The organism is Streptomyces prasinopilosus, from assembly GCF_001419695.1.
In the GTDB taxonomy this organism is placed as follows: Bacteria; Actinomycetota; Actinomycetes; order Streptomycetales; family Streptomycetaceae; genus Streptomyces; species Streptomyces prasinopilosus.
On sequence record NZ_LIRG01000189.1, the window covers coordinates 1 to 19,880 of the forward strand.

Genomic DNA, 19,880 nt, shown 5'->3' on the forward strand with positions numbered 1-19,880 from the left:
CCGGCCCCGTCCCCCGGCTCCTGAGCCGGGGGACGGGGCCGGGCCCGCCCGTACGTTCCCCGCACGGCCCCCGCGCCCCGCGGGGCCCTCACCGGGCGCAGCGTTCCCTCACCACAGGCCGGATTCCCCACCCGAGCGGGGACGGGGCGATGCCGCGGTACCGGTCCCCGACGAAGCGACCGCCGTCGGGGCGCCGGCCTCCGGGGCACCGGAGGCCGTTCTCCAGGCCCGCCGCCACCGCCCGTCCGCAAGACCGCCTTTCGTACGGCCCTTCGGCACGCAGTGCACCGGAAGCAGGCTCAGGCCCCAGCTGCCGGCCGCGACCGTCGCCTCCAGCACTCCGGCGTCGGGGGTCAGCAGCAGTCTCGCTGCGGCCCACCACCACAGGATCCCGAGTCCCAGCAGAGCGGCCCGAGCACTCAGGCGGGCCGCCCGCGTCCTCCTGGCCGTCCGCCTCCGGCCGGACGCTATGAGGCCGTTCATCGGGGTGTCCGGAACGCACCGACGGCACGCGGTCGCGGCGCGCGCCGCACCGATCGCCGTCTCCTTCGCCCCGCGGCCCCGGCGCACCGCGTGCGGGCCCGGCCCGGCTCGTTGCCGCTCAGGGCAGCGTCCGGGGACACGTCACCCGTTCTCGGCCTGGAACATCCAGTGCTGCTTCTCGAGATCGCCCGTCACCGCGATGAGGAGGTCCTGGCTCACCGGGTCCGCCTCACCCGTCGCGTCGACCCGTTCACGCATCCGCGTGATCACCGCGCCCAGGGCGTCCACCATGGCGCCCACCGCGGCCGTGTCGTCGACCCAGCCCTCGGGCGTCACCCCGATGCCGCTGCCGACGGCCACCGTCGCGGCGCGCCCGTCGGGTGAGACGCCCAGTGCCGCGGCGCGCTCCGCCACGGTGTCGGTGTGCGTCCGCGCGAGGGCCACCACCTCGTCGAGCTGCAGGTGGACGGAACGGAAGCGCTGGCCGACCACGTTCCAGTGGATCTGCTTCGCCACCAGGCTGAGGTCCACCAGGTCGACGAGGGCTCCCTGGAGCGCCTCGGACACCGTCTTCAGGTTCTCGTCGGACAATGGGCTCTTCACGACGTACATCCGCACCTCCGTGGCTGAATCCCCCCGTATGCTCCCTCGTTTCCTCGTTCCCTCAACCATGGCGGTCACGCCTCGGACCGGCAAACGCACACACACGGGGCGGGACCGGGACGGCGCGGCCCCGGGACACGGGCAAGCGAAAACCCCGGCGACGCCCCTCCGGATCTCCCGGAAGAGCCCCGACCGGGGCCTGTCACACTGGTGCGCCGCGTCAGGCGGCGACGACGTCCACCGCTTCGGCGGGCGCCTTGATGGTCACCCGTTCCGGTGGCACGCCGGTCACCGAGACGGAACCCAGCATCGGTCGAACCGGAGCGGGTACGGGTTCGCTGGGGGTTGCTGCAGCCGACCGGGCCAGCTCCGCGAGGGCGAGCTCGTCGCTCACTTCCCGCATGAGCTCGGACATCCGTACGTCCAGCGCGTCGCAGATCGCGGAGAGCAGCTCGGAGGAAGCCTCCTTCTGCCCCCGCTCCACCTCGGAGAGATAGCCGAGCGAGACTCGGGCGGACGAGGAGACTTCGCGCAGAGTACGGCCCTGGCGCTGGCGCTGCCGACGCAGCACGTCACCCAGCAGGCGACGGAGCAGAATCATCGGTGGCTCCCTCCTCGGGCCGTGTATCCGGATCCTTCTCGCCCCACCGTACCGCCTTGCGCTGCGGCCGTGCGGGGAGCGATGTTGTTTTCACTCTGGGCTGCACACATCAAAACCCCCCGTTCCGTTCCGTATCCTGTGCCCGCTCATTCCCGGTCTGTTCGCCCGCAAGCTCTTCGAGAAGCAGTGCGAGTACGCTCCGCACACTCTCCATACGAATTTCCGTCCGGTCGCCGTTCAACCTCAGGCGCTCCACTTTTCTGCCACCGGCGGAACCCGAAAGCGCCGACGACGGCCCGTGCACGGCCACGTAGACGGTTCCGACGGGTTGCCCGTCCTGGGGATCCGGGCCGGCGACGCCCGTGGTCGCGATCCCCCAGTCCGCGCCCAGTGCCTTGCGGACACCGGCCGCCATCTCCGCCGCCACCTGCGGATCCACCGCTCCGTTCCGCGCCAGCAGGGCGGCGTCGACGCCGAGCAGTTCATGCTTGAGCTCGGTGGCGTACGCCGTGACCGACCCCCGGAACACCCTCGACGCCCCGGGGACGGAGGTGATCTCCGCGGCCACCAGACCGCCGGTCAGCGATTCCGCGACGGCCAGCGTCATGTCTCTTACGGTGAGTAGTCTCACCACTTCGACGGCCGGAGAACTCACGCTTCCATCTCTTCCAACGCGGCCTTCCTCTCCGCAATTCCCCGTCGGCGCAGCACAATGGCCTGTCTCACGTAGTCGAGCCCGGTCACGACCGTGAGCACGACGGCCGCGGCCATCACCCAGAACCGCAGAGTCGCCAGCCACCCCGTCAGCGCCAGCACGTACATGCCGACGGCCACGCCCTGGGTGAGGGTCTTGAGCTTGCCCCCGCGGCTCGCCGGGATCACACCGTAGCGAATGACCAGGAAGCGCAGGAGGGTGATGCCGATCTCCCGGCCCAGGATGACTCCGGTGACCCACCAGGGAAGGTCTTCCAGCACGGACAGACAGATCAGCGCCGCCCCCATGATCGCCTTGTCGGCGATGGGATCGGCGATCTTCCCGAAATCGGTGACCAGGTTGTAGGTGCGCGCCAGATGGCCGTCGAACAGGTCGGTGATCATGGCGACGGCGAAGGCGGCCCAGGCGAGCGAGCGCCAGGCCGGGTCGTATCCCCCGTCGGCCAGCATCAGGGCGACGAAGGCCGGGACGAGGACCAGCCGGAGCATGGTGAGCAGGTTGGCGATGTTCCAGACACTGGCCTGGTCGACGGCGGCCGCCGCGATCTTCTTGCCCCGCGCCGGGTGTCCGTCCGCGTCACGGCCGTCGTCTCCCGGGACGTTCCGGGAGACGCCGAGCGGCGTGCCGCCGGGAACCCCGTCCGGAACGCCGCCCGCGGCACCGTCGGCCGCGCCACCGGAAACCGGGGTCGGGGGGACTTCGCCGCCCGGGACTCCGCCGGGCCGCGAACGACCGGCCGGTCCCGCCTGCGCCCTCCTCGCACCGGAGGGGCCTCCCGCCGCGGACGCCGGGGCACCCGTCATCTGCCCGCCTCCTCGCTCAGCGCGGGCGAACCCTGGAACAGCGGCTCGGCCACCAGGTCGACACCTTCCGTGCCGACGACCTTCGCCTCGACCATACGGCCGGGACGCAGCCCCGTGCCGCTCGTGAGCAGCACCTGGCCGTCGGTCTCGGGAGCCTGGTGCGCCGCCCGGCCGTACACGCCCTCCTCCTCGTCGACGGACTCCACCAGCACGTGCACGGTCTCGCCGACCCGCTCCTCGGCGCGCTGCGAGACGAGTTCCTCGGCCATCCGGGAGACCCGCGCCAGCCGCTCGGCCACGACGTCCTCGTCCAGCTTGTGCTCGTACGTCGCCGCTTCGGTGCCCTCCTCGTCGGAGTAGCCGAAGACGCCGATGGCGTCCAGCCGTGCGTGGGTCAGGAACCTCTCGAGCTCGGCCAGGTCGGCCTCGGACTCGCCGGGGAAGCCGACGATGAAGTTGGAGCGCACACCGGCCTCGGGCGCCTTGCTCCGGATGGTGTCGAGGAGTTCCAGGAAGCGGTCCGTGTCGCCGAAGCGGCGCATCGCGCGCAGCACGTCGGGCGCGGAGTGCTGGAAGGACAGGTCGAAGTACGGGGCGACCCCGGGGGTGGAGGTCAGCACGTCGATCAGGCCGGGGCGCATCTCGGCGGGCTGGAGGTAGCTGACGCGGACCCGCTCGATGCCGTCGACCTCGGCGAGCTCGGGCAGCAGGGACTCCAGGAGGCGGATGTCGCCCAGGTCCTTGCCGTAGGAGGTGTTGTTCTCGGAGACCAGCATGACCTCCTTCACGCCCTGCTCGGCCAGCCACCGCGTCTCGTTCAGCACGTCGCTGGGCCGGCGCGAGATGAAGGAGCCGCGGAAGGACGGGATGGCGCAGAAGGAGCAGCGCCGGTCGCAGCCGGAGGCGAGCTTCACGGAGGCGACCGGGGTCCCCTCCAGCCGGCGCCGCAGGGGCGCGCGGGGACCGGAGGCCGGGGCGAGGCCCTCGGGCAGGTCCACCGGGGCGTGCCCCGGGAGGGCGACGGACGCGGCGGACTCCTGGCGCTCGGCGGGGCTGATCGGCAGCAGCTTGCGCCGGTCACGCGGGGTGTGGGAGGCGTGGATGCCTCCGTTCAGAATGGTCTGGAGGCGGTCCGAGATGTCGGTGTAGTCGTCGAAGCCGAGCACGCCGTCGGCCTCGGGGAGCGCCTCGGCGAGTTCCTTGCCGTACCGCTCGGCCATGCAGCCCACCGCCACCACGGCCTGCGTTCTTCCGTGGCCCTTGAGGTCGTTGGCCTCCAGGAGGGCGTCGACGGAGTCCTTCTTGGCGGCTTCGACGAAACCGCAGGTGTTCACGACGGCGACGTCCGCGTCCTCGGCGTCCTCCACGAGCTGCCAGCCGTCCGCCTCCAAACGGCCTGCGAGCTCCTCCGAGTCCACCTCGTTACGGGCGCAGCCAAGGGTGACGAGTGCGACGGTGCGGCGATCAGGCATGGGCTCAAGACTACTTCGTCCCGCTGACGCCCCACGTCGACGGGGTTGCCCGATCTCGGCCGGCCCCGTCGACGAAGCGTCCTGCGGGTCGCCCGCTATCCGGCCTGCGGGTCGCCCTTGGTGTAGGTCAGGCGCTCCACGGCGCCCGGCTGCCAGTCGTCCTCGATCTTCTTGCCGTTGACGAAGAGGTCGATCGCGCCGGCGTCACCGAGCACGAGGTTGATCTTCGAACTGTCCTCGAAGGTCTTGGAGTCGCCCTGCGCGAGCAGTCCGTCGAAGAGCAGCCGGCCGCTGTGGTCCTTGGCCGAGATCCAGCTGCGCCCGTCCGGGGCGCTCACCTTGACGATCACCTTGTCCTGCGGCGCGGCAGCGATGGCGCTGTCGGAGGGTTCCGGCTCGGGGACGGTCTTCCCGGACTTGGGGGTGGGCGATCCGGACGCGCTCGCGGTGGCGTCGCCGTCGGCGACGTTCGTCCTGTCGCCGTCGCCGCCGTTGACCATCGTGAACCCGACGAAGCCGATGACGACGACGATCGCGGCCACCATGGCGGCGGTCCAGTTGGGCCCGCGCCGCTCGGGGCGGATGCGTTCCGCCTCGAACAGGGGGGCGGCCGGGGTGGGTGCCGGGCGGCCTCCGTGCTCGGCGTCGTACTGGGCGATCAGCGGGCCGGGGTCGAGGTGCACGGCCCGGGCCAGGGTCCGGATGTGCCCGCGCGCGTAGACGTCGCCGCCGCAGGGCTCGAAGTTGTCCGCCTCGATGGCGTGCACGATCGCGATGCGGACCCGGGTGGCGGTGCTGACGTCGTCGACGGTGAGGCCGGCGGCGATGCGCGCCTGCTTCAGCGCGCGTCCGACGGAGGGACGGTCTCCCTCGGAGGCGTCCTCGGAGACGCCCTCGGACAGGTCGGATACGTCGGATACGTCGTCGAACGGACGCTCGTCTTCAGGGGAGTTGCCGATGGACACGGGGGCGCCTTTCGAGCGTGTAGCCACCTGTGCTGGAGGTTCAGTCTAGGGGGGTGACAAAAGGGTGGGGCAACCGGGCGGCCGGACTTTGTACGCCATCGGAATGGCCCGACATGCCGATGACGGCACTGCTGCTTATCGTTTCCCCAAGTTGACGTGCGACCGGGGGAAAGGGTTGCGCACTGATCCCTTACGGGTGGGTCACGATCGGCCATCTGGGTGCGCCGGGGCGACCACCGTGCCCCGCCGCCTACCCTTCCGTCTCCCCTCGGATGACGGCGAGCACGCCGTCCAGCTCGTCGGCCTTCACGAGAACGTCACGGGCCTTCGAACCCTCGCTCGGTCCGACGATGTTCCGGGACTCCATGAGGTCCATGAGCCGGCCCGCCTTCGCGAAGCCCACGCGCAGCTTGCGCTGGAGCATGGACGTGGAGCCGAACTGGGTGGAGACGACCAGTTCGGCCGCCTGGCACAGCAGGTCGAGGTCGTCGCCGATGTCCTCGTCGATCTCCTTCTTCTGCTTGGTCCCGACGACGACGTCGTCCCGGAAGACGGGCGTCATCTGGTCCTTGCAGTGCTGGACGACGGCGGCGACCTCCTCCTCGGTCACGAACGCGCCCTGCATACGCGTCGGTTTGTTCGCTCCCATCGGCAGGAAGAGGCCGTCCCCCTTGCCGATCAGCTTCTCGGCGCCGGGCTGGTCGAGGATGACCCGCGAGTCCGCGAGGGAGGAGGTGGCGAACGCCAGCCGGGAGGGCACGTTCGCCTTGATCAGACCGGTGACGACGTCGACCGAGGGGCGCTGCGTGGCGAGCACCAGGTGGATGCCGGCCGCGCGCGCGAGCTGCGTGATCCGCACGATGGCGTCCTCGACGTCCCGCGGGGCGACCATCATCAGGTCGGCCAGCTCGTCGACGATCACCAACAGGTACGGGTACGGCTGGAGTTCCCGTTCGCTGCCCTCGGGCGGCTTGACCTTGCCCTCGCGCACCGCGCGGTTGAAGTCGTCGATGTGCCGGTACCCGTAGGCGGCCAGGTCGTCGTAGCGCAGGTCCATCTCGCGCACGACCCACTGGAGTGCCTCGGCGGCCCGCTTGGGGTTGGTGATGATCGGTGTGATCAGGTGCGGGATGCCCTCGTAGGCGGTGAGCTCCACACGCTTGGGGTCGACCAGGATCATCCGGACGTCCTCCGGCGTCGCCCGCATCATGATCGACGTGATCAGGCAGTTGATGCAGGACGACTTGCCGGAGCCGGTGGCGCCGGCGACCAGCATGTGCGGCATCTTCGCCAGCGAGTGCATGACGTAGCCGCCCTCGACGTCCTTGCCGAAGGCGACCAGCATCGGGTCGTCGTCCTCGGCGGACTCGGCGAGCCGCAGGACGTCCCCGAGGTTGACCATCTCCCGGTCGGTGTTCGGGATCTCGATGCCGACCGCGGACTTGCCGGGGATGGGGCTGATGATGCGTACGTCGGCGCTGGCGACCGCGTACGCGATGTTCTTCGTCAGCGCGGTGATCCGCTCGACCTTCACGGCCGGGCCGAGTTCCACCTCGTAGCGGGTGACCGTGGGCCCGCGCGTGAAGCCGGTGACGCGGGCGTCGACCTTGAACTCGGTGAAGACGGTGGTGAGCGAGTCGACGACGGCGTCGTTGGCGGCGCTGCGTGCCTTGCCGGGGCCGCCGCGCGCGAGGAGGTCGAGGGCCGGCAGGGAGTAGGTGATGTCGCCGGACAACTGGAGCTGCTCCGCGCGCGGGGGGAGGTCGCGGGGCTCGGCCGGGGTCTTGGTGAGGTCCAGGACGCCGGAGGCCGTCCGCTCCCGGTCCTGTTCGGCCTGTCCGGTCCGCTTCGGCGCGTTCCGCCGGACGCCCGGCCTCGGCCCGTCCTGCTCGCCCTGCCGGGGGCGGGCGGCCGGCACCGGTGTCGGGGTGGTCGGCTCGCGGTCGCCCGTGCGCACGCCCTGGGTCAGGTCGGCGACGACCGGCGAGGGCGGCATCCCGTGCAGGACGGCGCCGTCGAGGGAGGCGGCGGCCGCGGCGGCCACGTCCACGGCGTCCATCGGCCGGTCCATGTCGGGCTGGGGCACCGCGGACCTGCGCGGCCGGCCCCGGCGCCGTGCCGGCGCCTCCGGCTCCGCGGGGTCGGGGCCGTACTCCAGGGGAGCGCGTCCGCGCCCTCGGCGGCTCGCGGGCAGCGCCTCGCGCCACTGTTCGTCGTAGCGCGCGTCGTCCTCGCCGAACTCCTCCGGTTCGAGGTCGTGGACGAGTCCCAGCCTGGTGCCGAGGAGCCGCAGCCGCTGCGGAATGGCGGTGACCGGGGTGGCGGTGACGACCAGCAGCCCGAAGACGGTGAGCAGCACCAGCAGGGGCACGGCGAGCACGTCGGTCATGGTGTACGACAGCGGCGTGGCCGCGCCCCAGCCGATGAGCCCCCCGGCGTCCCTTATGGCGTGCATGCCGTCGCCGCGGGCGGGCGAGCCGCAGGCGATGTGGATCTGGCCGAGCACACCGATGAGGAGCGCGGACAGGCCGATCACGATACGGCCGTTGGCCTCCGGCTTCTCCGGGTGCCGGATGAGGCGCACCGCGACGACCGCGACCAGGACCGGCACCAGCAGGTCGAGCCGGCCGAACGCGCCGGCGACCAGGATCTCCACGAGTTCGCCGACGGGCCCCTCCAGGTCGGCCCAGGTGCCCGCGGCGATGACGAGTCCGATGCCGAGCAGGAGCAGCGCGAGACCGTCCTTGCGGTGGGCGGGGTCGAGGTTCCTGGCACCCTGCCCTATGCCCCGGAAGACCGCTCCGACGGCGTGCGCCAGCCCCAGCCACACGGCGCGCACCACCCGGTAGAGACCGCCGGCCGGGCTGGGAGCCGGCCGGGGTGCGGGCCTCCTGGCCCCGGCCTTCTTGGCGGGCGGCTTCCTGGCCGGAGCCTTCCTGGGAGGCGGCTTCCTGGCGGCGGCCTTCTTCGCGGGAGCCTTCGCGGAAGCAGCCGCCTTCTTCGCGGGTGGCTTCTTGGCTGCGGAGGGACGTGAGGCCATGGGGGTGAGGTTACCGGGGGAGACGCCGGTGGACACGCGTGCCGACCGCTTCACCCGTTCGTGTCGCTGCCGCGGGGGCAACAAACTGACGCGGGCTCGGCCCGGAACCGTGCCGGACGAGGCGCAAAACCCCCGTGCCGTCGGTCAGTTCCGCGAGGGCAGGGGGGACGCGCCGCCCGTGCCCGGTTCCAGCGCGTCCAGCGCCCGCCGCAACCCCGTGAGCTTGCGTTCCAGATGGGCCGCCGTGGCCACCGCGGCCGCGTCGGTCGATTCGTCGCTGAGCTGCTTGGAGAGGGCCTCGGCCTGTTCCTCGACCGCCGCGAGCCGCGCGGAGAGTTCGGCGAGCAGGCCGGCGGACTCCTTCTGTTCGCCCGCGTCCTTCCCGTCGCCCTCCAACTGGAGCCGCAGCAGCGCCGCCTGTTCCCTGAGCTGGCAGTTCTTCATGTACAGCTCGACGAACACCGAGACCTTCGCGCGCAGCACCCACGGGTCGAAGGGCTTGGAGATGTAGTCGACCGCTCCCGCCGCGTACCCGCGGAACGTGTGGTGCGGGCCGTGGTTGATCGCGGTGAGAAAGATGATCGGGATGTCCCGCGTCCGCTCGCGCCGCTTGATGTGCGCCGCGGTCTCGAAGCCGTCCATGCCCGGCATCTGGACGTCCAGCAGGATGACCGCGAAGTCATCCGTGAGCAGCGCCTTGAGCGCTTCTTCCCCGGACGATGCCCGTACCAGCGTCTGATCGAGCGCCGAGAGGATCGCCTCCAGCGCCAGCAGATTCTCCGGCCGGTCGTCGACCAGGAGGATCTTGGCCTTCTGGACCATGGCCCGCCCTCCTCGCCCCGGCTTGGGGCCTCCCCTGTCCGCAGGTCCCGGGTGGACACCGGTGGGTGTCGTCCCAGGGGACGGCACCCTTGCGCCGCCCGTCCTTGTGCCGGTCATCGTAGCCGCACCCCGCCCACCGCCACACCCTGTCACCGTGATGTCACGGTGCACATAGCAGAAACGCGGAGCGGGACCAGAAGGTTCCCCGAATCCCGTACTTCTACACGGCTTCACGCACGCCGCGTCAGGAGCTCCGCATGAACGGCGAAGCCCTCCTCCACCATCGCACGCCCCGGACCGCCGTCCTCACACCCCCCTCTCCTGGGGCGTCCCGGTCACGCCCCCCTCATCCACTGCTGCATCACCGACAGCAGGTGATCGGGGTCGACCGGCTTCGTCACGTAGTCGGAGGCTCCCGACTCGATCGCCTTCTCCCGGTCGCCCTTCATCGCCTTCGCGGTGAGCGCGATGATCGGGAGTCCCGCGAACTGCGGCATCCGCCGGATCGCCGTCGTCGTCGCGTATCCGTCCATCTCGGGCATCATGATGTCCATCAGGACGACCGCCACGTCGTCGTGCTGCTCCAGCACCTCGATGCCCTCGCGTCCGTTCTCCGCGTAGAGCACGGACAGGCCGTGCTGTTCGAGGACGCTGGTCAGCGCGAACACGTTGCGGATGTCGTCGTCGACGATCAGTACCTTCTGCCCGCCGAAGCGGATGCCGCGCTGCGGCCGGGGGGCCGGGTCCTGCTCCGGTGCCGGCGTACCCAGCCACTGCTCCGGCTGCTGGGGCTGCTGCGGCGCGGGCCGCTGTCCCAGCTCGGGCAGGGGCCTGCGGCGCCGCCGGAACAGGGCCGCCGGGCCGTTCCGGTCCTCCTGGTACGGCGTCGCCTCGGCCGGCGCCTCCACCGCCGCACCGGAGGAATCGGCCGGGGCGGAGGTACCGCCGCCCTCCAGGGCCGGCATGGACTGCGGGTAGCCGTGCGGCGGCAACTCGCTCGGGTGCAGCGGGAGATACAGCGTGAACGTCGAGCCGCGGCCCGGCTCGCTCTGCGCGTGGATCTCACCGCCGAGCAGCTGGGCGATCTCCCTGGAGATGGACAGTCCGAGTCCCGTGCCGCCGTACTTGCGGCTGGTCGTGCCGTCCGCCTGCTTGAACGCCTCGAAGATCACCCGCATCTTGCTGGCGGCGATCCCGATGCCCGTGTCGGACACCGAGAACGCGATCAGGTCGGCGTCCGGATCGGTCAGCGAACCGGCCTCCAGCAGCTGCTCCCTGATGGCCTGCGGAACATCGTCGCGGGCCGGACGGATGACCAGCTCGACGGACCCGGAGTCGGTGAACTTCACCGCGTTGGACAGCAGGTTGCGCAGCACCTGCAGCAGCCGCTGCTCGTCGGTGTGCAGCGTGGCCTGCAGTTCCGGGGAGACCCGCACCGACAGGTCCAGTCCCTTCTCCGCGGTCAGCGGACGGAAGGTGGCCTCCACGTAGTCCACCAGCTGGACGAGCGCGATGCGCGTCGGGGAGACGTCCATCTTGCCCGCCTCGACCTTCGACAGGTCGAGGATGTCGTTGATCAGCTGCAGCAGGTCGGAGCCGGCGCCGTGGATGGTCTCGGCGAACTCGACCTGCTTCGGGGAGAGGTTCCCCTCCGGGTTGTCGGCGAGCAGCTTGGCCAGGATCAGCAGCGAGTTGAGCGGGGTGCGCAGCTCGTGCGACATGTTGGCCAGGAACTCGCTCTTGTAGCGCATGGAGACCGCGAGTTGCTCGGCGCGCTCCTCCAGGACCTGCCGCGCCTCCTCGATCTCGGTGTTCTTGACCTCGATGTCGCGGTTCTGCCGGGCGAGCAGCTCGGCCTTCTCCTCCAGCTCGGCGTTGGACGCCTGGAGCGCCTTCTGCCGCTGCTCCAGCTCGGCCGAACGCTCACGGAGCTGCTCGGTCAGCTCCTGCGACTGCGCCAGCAGCAGCTCCGTCTTGGTGTTCACCGAGATGGTGTTGACACTGGTCGCGATCATCTCGGCGATCTGGTTGAGGAAGTCCTTCTGGATGTGCGTGAACGGGGTGAACGAAGCGAGCTCGATGACGCCCAGCACGGTCCCCTCGAACAGCACGGGGAGCACGATCACCTGGGCGGGAGGCGCCTCCCCCAGCCCCGAGGAGATCTTCAGGTAGCCGCTGGGCGCGTTCGCCACCAGGATCGTGCGCTTCTCCAGGGCGGCCGTCCCGATGAGCCCCTCACCGGGACGGAACGACGTCGGCATCGAGCCCAGCGAGTAACCGTACGAACCGAGCATGCGCAGCTCGTACTGGTCGTCGTCGGTGGCGCTCACGTCCTCCCCGTCGACCAGGGGCATCGAGAGGAAGAACGCGCCGTGCTGCGCGGAGACCACCGGCGTCAGCTCGCTCATGATCAGCGACGCCACGTCCTCCAGGTCCCGGCGGCCCTGCATCAGCCCGGAGATGCGGGCCAGATTGCCCTTCAGCCAGTCCTGTTCCTTGTTGGCGATCGTGGTGTCGCGCAGGTTGGCGATCATCTTGTTGATGTAGTCCTGGAGTTCCTGGATCTCCCCGGACGCGTCCACGTCGATTTTCAGGTTCAGGTCGCCGCGGGTCACCGCGGTCGCCACGCGTGCGATGGCACGCACCTGGCGGGTCAGGTTCCCCGCCATCTCGTTCACGGACTCGGTCAGGTCCCGCCAGGTGCCGTCGACGTCGCGCACCCGTGCCTGGCCGCCGAGCTGCCCCTCGGTGCCCACCTCGCGGGCCACCCGGGTCACTTCCTCGGCGAACGACGACAGCTGGTCCACCATCGTGTTGATGGTGGTCTTCAGCTCGAGGATCTCCCCGCGCGCGTCGATGTCGATCTTCTTCGTCAGGTCGCCCTTGGCGATGGCCGTGGTCACCATGGCGATGTTGCGGACCTGGCCGGTCAGATTGGACGCCATCCGGTTCACCGACTCGGTGAGGTCCTTCCACGTACCGGCCACACCCGGCACCTGGGCCTGACCGCCGAGGATGCCGTCCGTGCCGACCTCGCGGGCCACCTTGGTGACCTGCTCGGCGAACGCCCTCAGCGTCTTCACCATGATGTTGATGGTGTCGGCGAACTGCGCCAGCTCACCGCGCGCCTCGATGGTGACCTCCCGCGTCAGGTCGCCGTTGGCGACCGCGGCGGACACCTGGGAGATGTTGCGCACCTGCGTGGTCAGGTTCTTGGCCATCAGGTTGACGTTGTCGCTCAGGTCCTTCCAGATGCCCGTGACGCCGGGCACGTGCGCCTGACCGCCCAGGATGCCCTCGGTGCCCACCTCACGGGCCACCCGGGTCACCTGCTCGGCGAACGACGACAGCTGGTCCACCATCGTGTTGACGGTGGTGACGAGTTCGAGGATCTCGCCCTTGGCGTCGACGGTGATCTTCTTCGACAGATCGCCCTTGGCGACCGCGGTGGTGACCTCGGCGATGTTGCGGACCTGGAGGGTCAGGTTGTTCGCCATGCCGTTCACCGACTGGGTGAGGTCCTTCCAGGTGCCGGAGACGCCCTGCACCTCGGCCTGGCCGCCGAGGATCCCCTCGGTGCCCACCTCGCGGGCCACCCGCGTGACCTCCTCGGCGAACGACGACAACTGGTCGACCATCGTGTTCAGCGTGTTCTTCAGCTCGAGGATCTCCCCGCGCGCGTCCACGGTGATCTTCTGCGACAGGTCGCCCCGGGCCACCGCGGTCGCCACCTGGGCGATGTTGCGCACCTGCGCGGTGAGGTTGCCCGCCATGCCGTTCACCGAGTCGGTGAGGTCGCGCCACACCCCGGCGACACCGGGCACCTGCGCCTGGCCGCCGAGCCGGCCCTCGGTGCCCACCTCGCGGGCCACCCGCGTGACCTGGTCGGCGAACGACGACAGCTGGTCGACCATCGTGTTGATGGTGTTCTTCAGCTCGAGGATCTCCCCGCGCGCGTCGACGTCGATCTTCTGCGACAGGTCGCCCCGGGCCACCGCCGTCGTCACCTGGGCGATGTTGCGCACCTGGCCGGTCAGATTCGACGCCATCGAGTTGACGGAGTCGGTGAGTTCCTTCCAGGTGCCCGAGACGCCGTCCACCCTGGCCTGACCGCCCAGCCGGCCCTCCGTACCCACGTCCCGGGCCATGCGCGTGACCTGGTCGGCGAAGCTCGACAGCTGGTCGACCATCGTGTTGACGGTGTTCTTCAGCTGGAGCATCTCGCCGGACACGTCCACGGTGACCTTCTGCGACAGGTCGCCGTTGGCCACCGCCGTCGTCACCTGGGCGATGTTCCGCACCTGACCGGTGAGGTTGCGGAACGCGGTGTTGACGGAGTCGGTGAGGTCCTTCCAGGTGCCCGCGGCCCCGGGCACCTGCGCCTGACCGCCCAGCTCGCCCTCGACACCGATCTCGCGCGCCACGCGGGTGACCTCGGCGCCGAAGGCGGACAGCTGGTCGACCATCGTGTTGACGGTGTTCTTCAGCTCCAGCATCTCGCCGGCCACGTCCACGGTGACCTTCTGCGACAGGTCGCCGTTGGCCACCGCCGTCGTCACCGCGGCGATGTCCCGCACCTGCGTGGTCAGGTTCCGGAACACCGTGTTGACGGAGTCCGTCAGGTCCTTCCAGGTACCGGCGGCACCCGGTACGTTCGCCTGACCGCCCAGCTGCCCCTCGGCCCCCACCTCGTTGGCGACCCGGGTGACCTCATCCGCGAAGATCTTCAGCGTCTCGGTCATCTGGTTGATCGTCTCGGCCAGCTGCGCGACCTCGCCCCGTGCCGGAACGGTCACCTTCCGCGACAGGTCACCGTTGGCGACCGCGGTCGTCACCTCCGCGATCCCGCGCACCTGCGCCGTCAGGTTCCCGGCCATGGTGTTGACGGAGTCGGTGAGCTCCTTCCACACGCCGTCCACCCCGGACACCTGCGCCTGGCCGCCCAGCGCGCCCTCGGTGCCCACCTCGCGCGCGACGCGGGTCACCTCGGAGGAGAACGCCGAGAGCTGGTCCACCATCGTGTTGACGGTGTTCTTCAGCTCCAGCATCTCGCCTTCGACGTGCACGGTGACCTTGCGGGACAGGTCGCCCCGGGCGACCGCCGTGGTCACCAGCGCGATGTCGCGCACCTGGGCGGTCAGCCGCTCCGCCATGGTGTTGACCGAGTCCGTGAGGTCCTTCCACGAACCGGACATGCCCCGCACCCGGGCCTGACCGCCCAGCTTGCCCTCGGTACCGACCTCACTGGCCACCCGCGTGACCTCGTCGGTGAACGTCGACAACTGGTCGACCAGGTTGTTGACGGTGCGCCCGACCTTCAGGAACTCGCCGCGCAACGGCTGCCCCTGCCCGTCGCCCAGCTGCGCCCGCAGCTCCATCCGCGGTGACAGATCACCCTCGGCCACCGCCGACAGCACCCGGCTGACCTCGGAGACGGGCCGCACCAGATCGTCCACCAGCGCGTTCGAGTTGTCGATCGCGCTGGACCAGGAGCCCTCGCACGCCCCTGTCTCCAGGCGCTCGGTGAGTTTCCCCTCCCGTCCCACCGTGCGCCGCACCCGCGCCAGTTCGCCCGTCAGATGGAGATTGCGGTCGGCCACCTCGTTGAAGACCGCCGCGATCTCCGCCATCACGCCGTCGCCGGACACCGTGAGCCGCTTGCGGAAGTTCCCGTCCCGCATCGCCACCAGGGCGACCATCAGACGGTTCAGGGCCGCGGTGTCCACCGTGGTGGTCCCGCTCCGGGACCCGCCCTGCCGGCCCGAGGACTGTCCGCCTTTCGCGCGCGTGTTCCTGCTCCGCGTCGCTTCGCCAGACTCCACTGTGTCCCTCCCGCGGGGGTCGACCGTTACTGCTGTGCTCGGGTACCACCACACGGTGTACCTGTGACTGCTGACTGCTTCTGCCTGCTGTGCTTACTCGTGCATACGCGTGTACTACCGCGATACCTGCCCTGCCCGCCGAAGCTCTACCCGGACCGCCGACCGGCCCGGAGGACAGCCGTCCCGCCCGGCCTTCGCGACAACCGGCCCGCCCAGTGTTTCACCCCCACCCCACCAGGCCATAACAGTTCGGCAGCTTCGCACGCCGCACGCCCTTCTCCGGCCGCCGGACACCCCTCCGACGGAAACACGGCGGACCGGCCTCCGCTCGGACGGCGAAGGTAAGTAACCTTGCATCCGGCCGTCCAGCCACGCCGGTCCGTCCGGTCCGGGCTGCGGCACGGAGACGAGCGGGCATCGGAGGGCGGCCGCACACATGACCAGCGGACTGATCCCGGGGGAACAGCCCCCGGACCCTCGGCCGGCGGGCGGCCTGCCGCACCAGCGGCACGAGCCGGCCGACCATGGGGCCGTGCCCGTCGAGAACCGGTCGAGGAGTTCTGTGATCACCGCGCGCGCGGCCGCCAGCTTCGAGCCCGTCGGACGCTCGGTCGCGAGTGCCCGCTCCTTCGTCCGCGACACCCTCCAGGGATGGGGTTTCGCCGACATCATCGACGACGCCGTGGTCCTCACCAGCGAACTCGTGACCAATGCCGTGGTCCACGCCGGCACCCGGGCCGACCTGCTGTGCCTGCGCTGCGACGAGGGCGTACGGATCGAGGTGACCGACCGGTACCCGGAGCGTGAGGTCCCGCTCCAGGGCCCCGCCTCCGGCATGGGCAGCCCCGACCGCGAGGGCGGGCGCGGCCTCCAGCTCTGCGCGGCCCTGGCCGGCCGCTGGGGCGTCGAGTACACCTCCGCCCACAAGACCGTCTGGTTCCAGCTCGACGTTCCGGACCGTCCGGTGGGCGCCCGCTCGGCCGGGCCGGCACTGCCGTCCGAACTCCTCCCGATCGCCGACGCACGGGTCCGCGTCGCCGTCGTGCAGATCGACCGGATCGGCGCGATCTCCTCCTGGAACGAGGACGCGGAGGAACTCTTCGGCTACACGGCCGACCAGGTCACCGGCAAGCCGCTGACCGATCTGGCCGCCTGGCCGCACACCCCCGGGACCGGCACCGGCATCGCCGAGGCGCTCCAGCTCTCCCGCTGGGAAGGCAGCTACGGCATAAGGGACACCGGCGGCCGGGTGGTCCCGGTCTACGCCTCGCACCTGCGTGTCCGCGACACGGACGGCGATCCGTCAACCGTGTGCCTTCTCGTCAGGGACCACGAACGGGCGGTCCTGCAGACCCCGTTGCGGGGCCTCTCCGCCGATTCGGCCGGCTCCTCCGAGAGCCAGAGCACCGACCCCTTCGAGGTGTTCATCGGTTCGCCCGCCCCGGACGACCTCGACGGCCTCCTCCAGCGCACGGTGGAACGCGCCCGCGACATGCTCGACGGCGACTCCGCCTTCCTGCTCCTCGCCACCGATGACGAGACGGAACTCGAGGTACGCGCCTCCACCGGTCTGCCCTCCGCCCGTCAGCGCTTCGCCCGCGTCCCGGTGGAGGCCGGCTCCGGCCGCTACGGCTCCGCCCGCATGCCGGCCGTCCACGACGACCTCTCCTCCCTGCCCGGCGCGGTGCCGCTCCTCAACGGCACCGGCATGCGCTCGGTCGTCACGGTTCCGCTCAAGGTCGAGGGCCGTCTCACGGGCTCCCTCGGCGTCGCCGCGGAGGGAGCCGGCCGGTACTCCAACGAGGAGGCGCTGCGCCTCCAGTTCGCCGCCGACCGCATCGCCCTGGCCGTCGAGTCGGCCCGCCTGGGTGAGCTGGAGCGGCTGCGCCGGGGTTCGCTGAGTTTCCTCGTCGAGGCGTCCGACCTGCTGGCCGGCACCCTGGACCGCGACCAGACCCTGGCGCTCATGGCCCAGATGACCGTCCCCACCCTGGCCACCTGGTGCGCCGTCTACACGATCGCCGACCAGGCGTCCGAGCCGTACCTCTCCTACGTGCTGCACGAGGACGAGGAGCTCATCGACGGCATCAAGTCCCTGCTCTCGAAGATCCCCCCGCCCGATCCGGTACCGGCCCCCGGCGCCCGTGTCTGGTCGGCTCCCGGGGAGGTGGCCCACCGGGCGGCCCTGCGCTCGTCCATGCGCAGCCTGGGCCTGTCCAGCGGCACGAGCAGCCAGGTCGCCTCCGGCATCGGCCCCACCCTCACCACCGCCTCGGCGGTCGGCGGCGAGACGGTGGTCCTGCCTCTGGTCGCCCGCAACCGGGTCATCGGCATGCTGACGCTCGGCAAGCCGACCGACGAGCACTTCCGCCAGGAGATCCTGGAACTCGCCGAGGACCTCTCCCGCAGGGCCGCCCTGGCCCTGGACAACGCCCGCCTCTACTCCGAGCGCACGGCCATCAGCCAGTCCCTCCAGCGCAGCCTCCTGCCGCCGGAGCTGCCCGTCATCGACGGGGTCGAGGTCGAGGTCATCTACCGCGCGGCCGGCGAGGGCAACGAGGTCGGTGGTGACTTCTACGACCTGTTCCCGATCAGCGACGGCGCCTACGGCTTCGCCATCGGTGACGTCTGCGGCACGGGCCCGAACGCTGCGGCCGTCACCGGCCTGGCCCGGCACGCCCTGAGGCTGCTGGCCCGCGAGGGCCTCAGCGGCCCCGCGGTCCTCGAGCGCCTGAACTCCGCCATCCTCGACGAGGGCGCCCGCAGCCGCTTCCTCACCCTGCTCTACGGCGAGCTGCGCCCCCGGGAGGACGGCAGCGCGGACCTGAAGGTGGTGTGCGCCGGCCACCCGCTGCCGCTGCGCCTGCGCCAGGACGGCACCGTCGAACCGGCAGCCGATCCCCAGCCCCTCCTCGGCGTCCTGGAGGACCTGGAGCTGTACGAGCAGACGGTCACGCTCGATCCGGGCGACGTCCTGCTGTGCGTCACCGACGGCGTCACCGAGCGCCGTGAGGGGCCCCGCATGCTCGGCGACGACGGTCTCGCCGACGTTCTGACGACCTGTACGGGCCTGACCGCCGGCGCGGTCGCCGCCCGCATCATGCGCGCGGTGGAACGCTTCGCCTCCGACGCCCCCTCCGACGACATGGCGATCCTCGCCATGCGCGTCCCGGAACTCCACCAGGAGTGAGCCGGAGCGGAGATGCCGGAGCGGATCCGGACATGAGAAAGGCCCCGCCCTGGAGGGCGGGGCCTTTCTGCGCGGAGCCCCCAAACGGAATCGAACCGTTGACCTTCTCCTTACCATGGAGACGCTCTACCGACTGAGCTATAGGGGCCTGTTGCCGTCTGCGGTTTCCCGCTCGGCAACGGAATAGATCATACCCTGAGCAGCCCCGTGCTCCCAACCACCGGCCTCGGCCCGTCCTCGACCGCGGTTCAGACGGCAGGCTGCAGCAGTCCGCCCAACGCGTTGCACGCCGACGCGACACGCTGCATGTCCCGCTTGGTCAACGAGGCGTCCACGGGCAGGGCGAGCGTCTCGTCCGCAGCCCGTTCGGTTTCGGGCAGGAACACGTACCGCCGGAACTCCGGCAGCCGGTGCACAGGCGTCTTCACCGGCACCCTGCATTCGACCCCCTTGGCCCGCACGGCTCGTGCGAAGGCGTCCCGGTCGGGTCGTCCGTTCCCGGGGATCCGCACGACGTACTGCTGGTAGGTGTGCCGGTCGCCTCCGTCAGGCGTCTGCACACCCCGCAGTTTCGCGTCGAGGTAGGCGGCCCGCTCCCTGCGCCTGGCGATCTCGTCGTACGGGGCCTCGGTCTCCCCGTGCTCCAGCACGAGCAGGCCGTGCCGCTGTCCGAGGGCGTGCAGTCGCGCGAGGTCGGCGCGCCTGCCGAAACGATGCACGACCACGACGGCCGCCGTGCGTGGGGTGACGGCCGCTTCCACGGCGGCCGGCGCGAGGCAGTAGGTCGCCGGATCTATCTCGGCGAACACCGGCAACGCACCTGCGAGAGTGACGGCCTCGGCCACTTCCACGTTCCCGAAGGCGGACACGACCACCTCGTCACCGACTCCGACACCGGCGGCCCTGAGTAGTGCAGCAGTACCCATGAGAACGATGCTCATCGCGCAACGTGAACTTCAAGTGACGCGGAACGAAAAAGGGTTGGACCCCGAACCGAAGTTCGGGGTCCAACCCTTTATCAAGAATTGTTCGGCGGCGTCCTACTCTCCCACAGGGTCCCCCCTGCAGTACCATCGGCGCTGTAAGGCTTAGCTTCCGGGTTCGGAATGTAACCGGGCGTTTCCCCTACGCTATGACCACCGAAACACTATGAAACATCAACCGCACCATGCCGTAGGCATGGGGTTGTTCGTGGTTTCAGAACCAACACAGTGGACGCGAGCAACTGAGGACAAGCCCTCGGCCTATTAGTACCGGTCAACTCCACACGTTACCGTGCTTCCATATCCGGCCTATCAACCCAGTCGTCTACTGGGAGCCTTACCCCATCAAGTGGGTGGGAGCCCTCATCTCGAAGCAGGCTT

11 protein-coding genes, 1 tRNA gene and 2 rRNA genes are annotated in these 19,880 nt (G+C 70.4%); 1 reads left to right on the plus strand and 13 read right to left on the minus strand.

All coding sequences use genetic code 11. The annotated features are described in order from the left end of the window. Positions 1 to 624 precede the first annotated feature (624 nt). The 9 genes from AOK18_RS09550 to AOK18_RS09590 form a co-directional block, all read right to left on the minus strand. A complete protein-coding gene (locus AOK18_RS09550) occupies positions 625 to 1,095 on the minus strand; it encodes a Dps family protein (RefSeq protein ID WP_055570608.1) in 471 nt (156 codons plus the stop codon). A gap of 211 nt (positions 1,096 to 1,306) precedes the next feature. Then, a complete protein-coding gene (locus AOK18_RS09555; RefSeq protein ID WP_055570607.1) occupies positions 1,307 to 1,687 on the minus strand; it encodes a helix-turn-helix domain-containing protein in 381 nt (126 codons plus the stop codon). Positions 1,688 to 1,796: 109 nt separating this feature from the next. Next, entirely contained in the window at positions 1,797 to 2,342 is a 546-nt protein-coding gene (locus tag AOK18_RS09560) for a CinA family protein (protein WP_055570606.1), read from the minus strand. Further along, a complete protein-coding gene (gene pgsA, locus AOK18_RS09565; RefSeq protein WP_055694023.1) occupies positions 2,339 to 3,205 on the minus strand; it encodes a CDP-diacylglycerol--glycerol-3-phosphate 3-phosphatidyltransferase in 867 nt (288 codons plus the stop codon). The genes AOK18_RS09560 and pgsA overlap by 4 nt, the downstream gene beginning before the upstream one ends. After that, complete coding sequence (rimO, locus tag AOK18_RS09570; RefSeq protein WP_074994916.1) at positions 3,202 to 4,677, minus strand: 30S ribosomal protein S12 methylthiotransferase RimO; 1,476 nt, start codon at positions 4,675 to 4,677, stop codon at positions 3,202 to 3,204. Before rimO ends, pgsA begins: the two co-directional genes overlap by 4 nt. Positions 4,678 to 4,772: 95 nt before the next feature. Further along, positions 4,773 to 5,642: a helix-turn-helix domain-containing protein gene (locus AOK18_RS09575; protein ID WP_055570603.1), complete on the minus strand. Its 870-nt coding sequence runs from the start codon at positions 5,640 to 5,642 to the stop codon at positions 4,773 to 4,775. 250 nt (positions 5,643 to 5,892) lie between these two features. Next, a complete protein-coding gene (locus AOK18_RS09580) occupies positions 5,893 to 8,682 on the minus strand; it encodes a DNA translocase FtsK (protein WP_206281517.1) in 2,790 nt (929 codons plus the stop codon). A 144-nt stretch (positions 8,683 to 8,826) separates the two neighbouring features. Continuing rightward, entirely contained in the window at positions 8,827 to 9,504 is a 678-nt protein-coding gene (locus AOK18_RS09585) for a response regulator (protein WP_055570602.1), read from the minus strand. A 335-nt stretch (positions 9,505 to 9,839) separates the two neighbouring features. Beyond that, complete coding sequence (locus AOK18_RS09590) at positions 9,840 to 15,326, minus strand: HAMP domain-containing protein (RefSeq protein WP_095533892.1); 5,487 nt, start codon at positions 15,324 to 15,326, stop codon at positions 9,840 to 9,842. A gap of 436 nt (positions 15,327 to 15,762) precedes the next feature. Between AOK18_RS09590 and AOK18_RS09595 the strand changes: the two genes are divergently transcribed. Further along, positions 15,763 to 18,516 carry a SpoIIE family protein phosphatase gene (locus tag AOK18_RS09595; RefSeq protein ID WP_055694024.1) on the plus strand — a complete coding sequence of 918 codons (2,754 nt, stop codon included), beginning with the start codon at positions 15,763 to 15,765 and terminating at the stop codon, positions 18,514 to 18,516. 75 nt (positions 18,517 to 18,591) lie between these two features. On the opposite strand, the gene AOK18_RS09600 is transcribed toward AOK18_RS09595, so the two are convergent. From AOK18_RS09600 to AOK18_RS09615, 4 genes are all read right to left on the minus strand, one after another. After that, positions 18,592 to 18,664, minus strand: a tRNA-Thr gene (locus tag AOK18_RS09600). A gap of 100 nt (positions 18,665 to 18,764) precedes the next feature. Further along, positions 18,765 to 19,442: a DegT/DnrJ/EryC1/StrS family aminotransferase gene (locus AOK18_RS09605; protein WP_055694025.1), complete on the minus strand. Its 678-nt coding sequence runs from the start codon at positions 19,440 to 19,442 to the stop codon at positions 18,765 to 18,767. Between the two features lie 101 nt (positions 19,443 to 19,543). Then, a 5S ribosomal RNA gene (gene rrf / locus AOK18_RS09610) occupies positions 19,544 to 19,660 on the minus strand. Positions 19,661 to 19,743: 83 nt separating this feature from the next. Beyond that, positions 19,744 to 19,880, minus strand: a 23S ribosomal RNA gene (locus tag AOK18_RS09615); the annotation flags it as partial.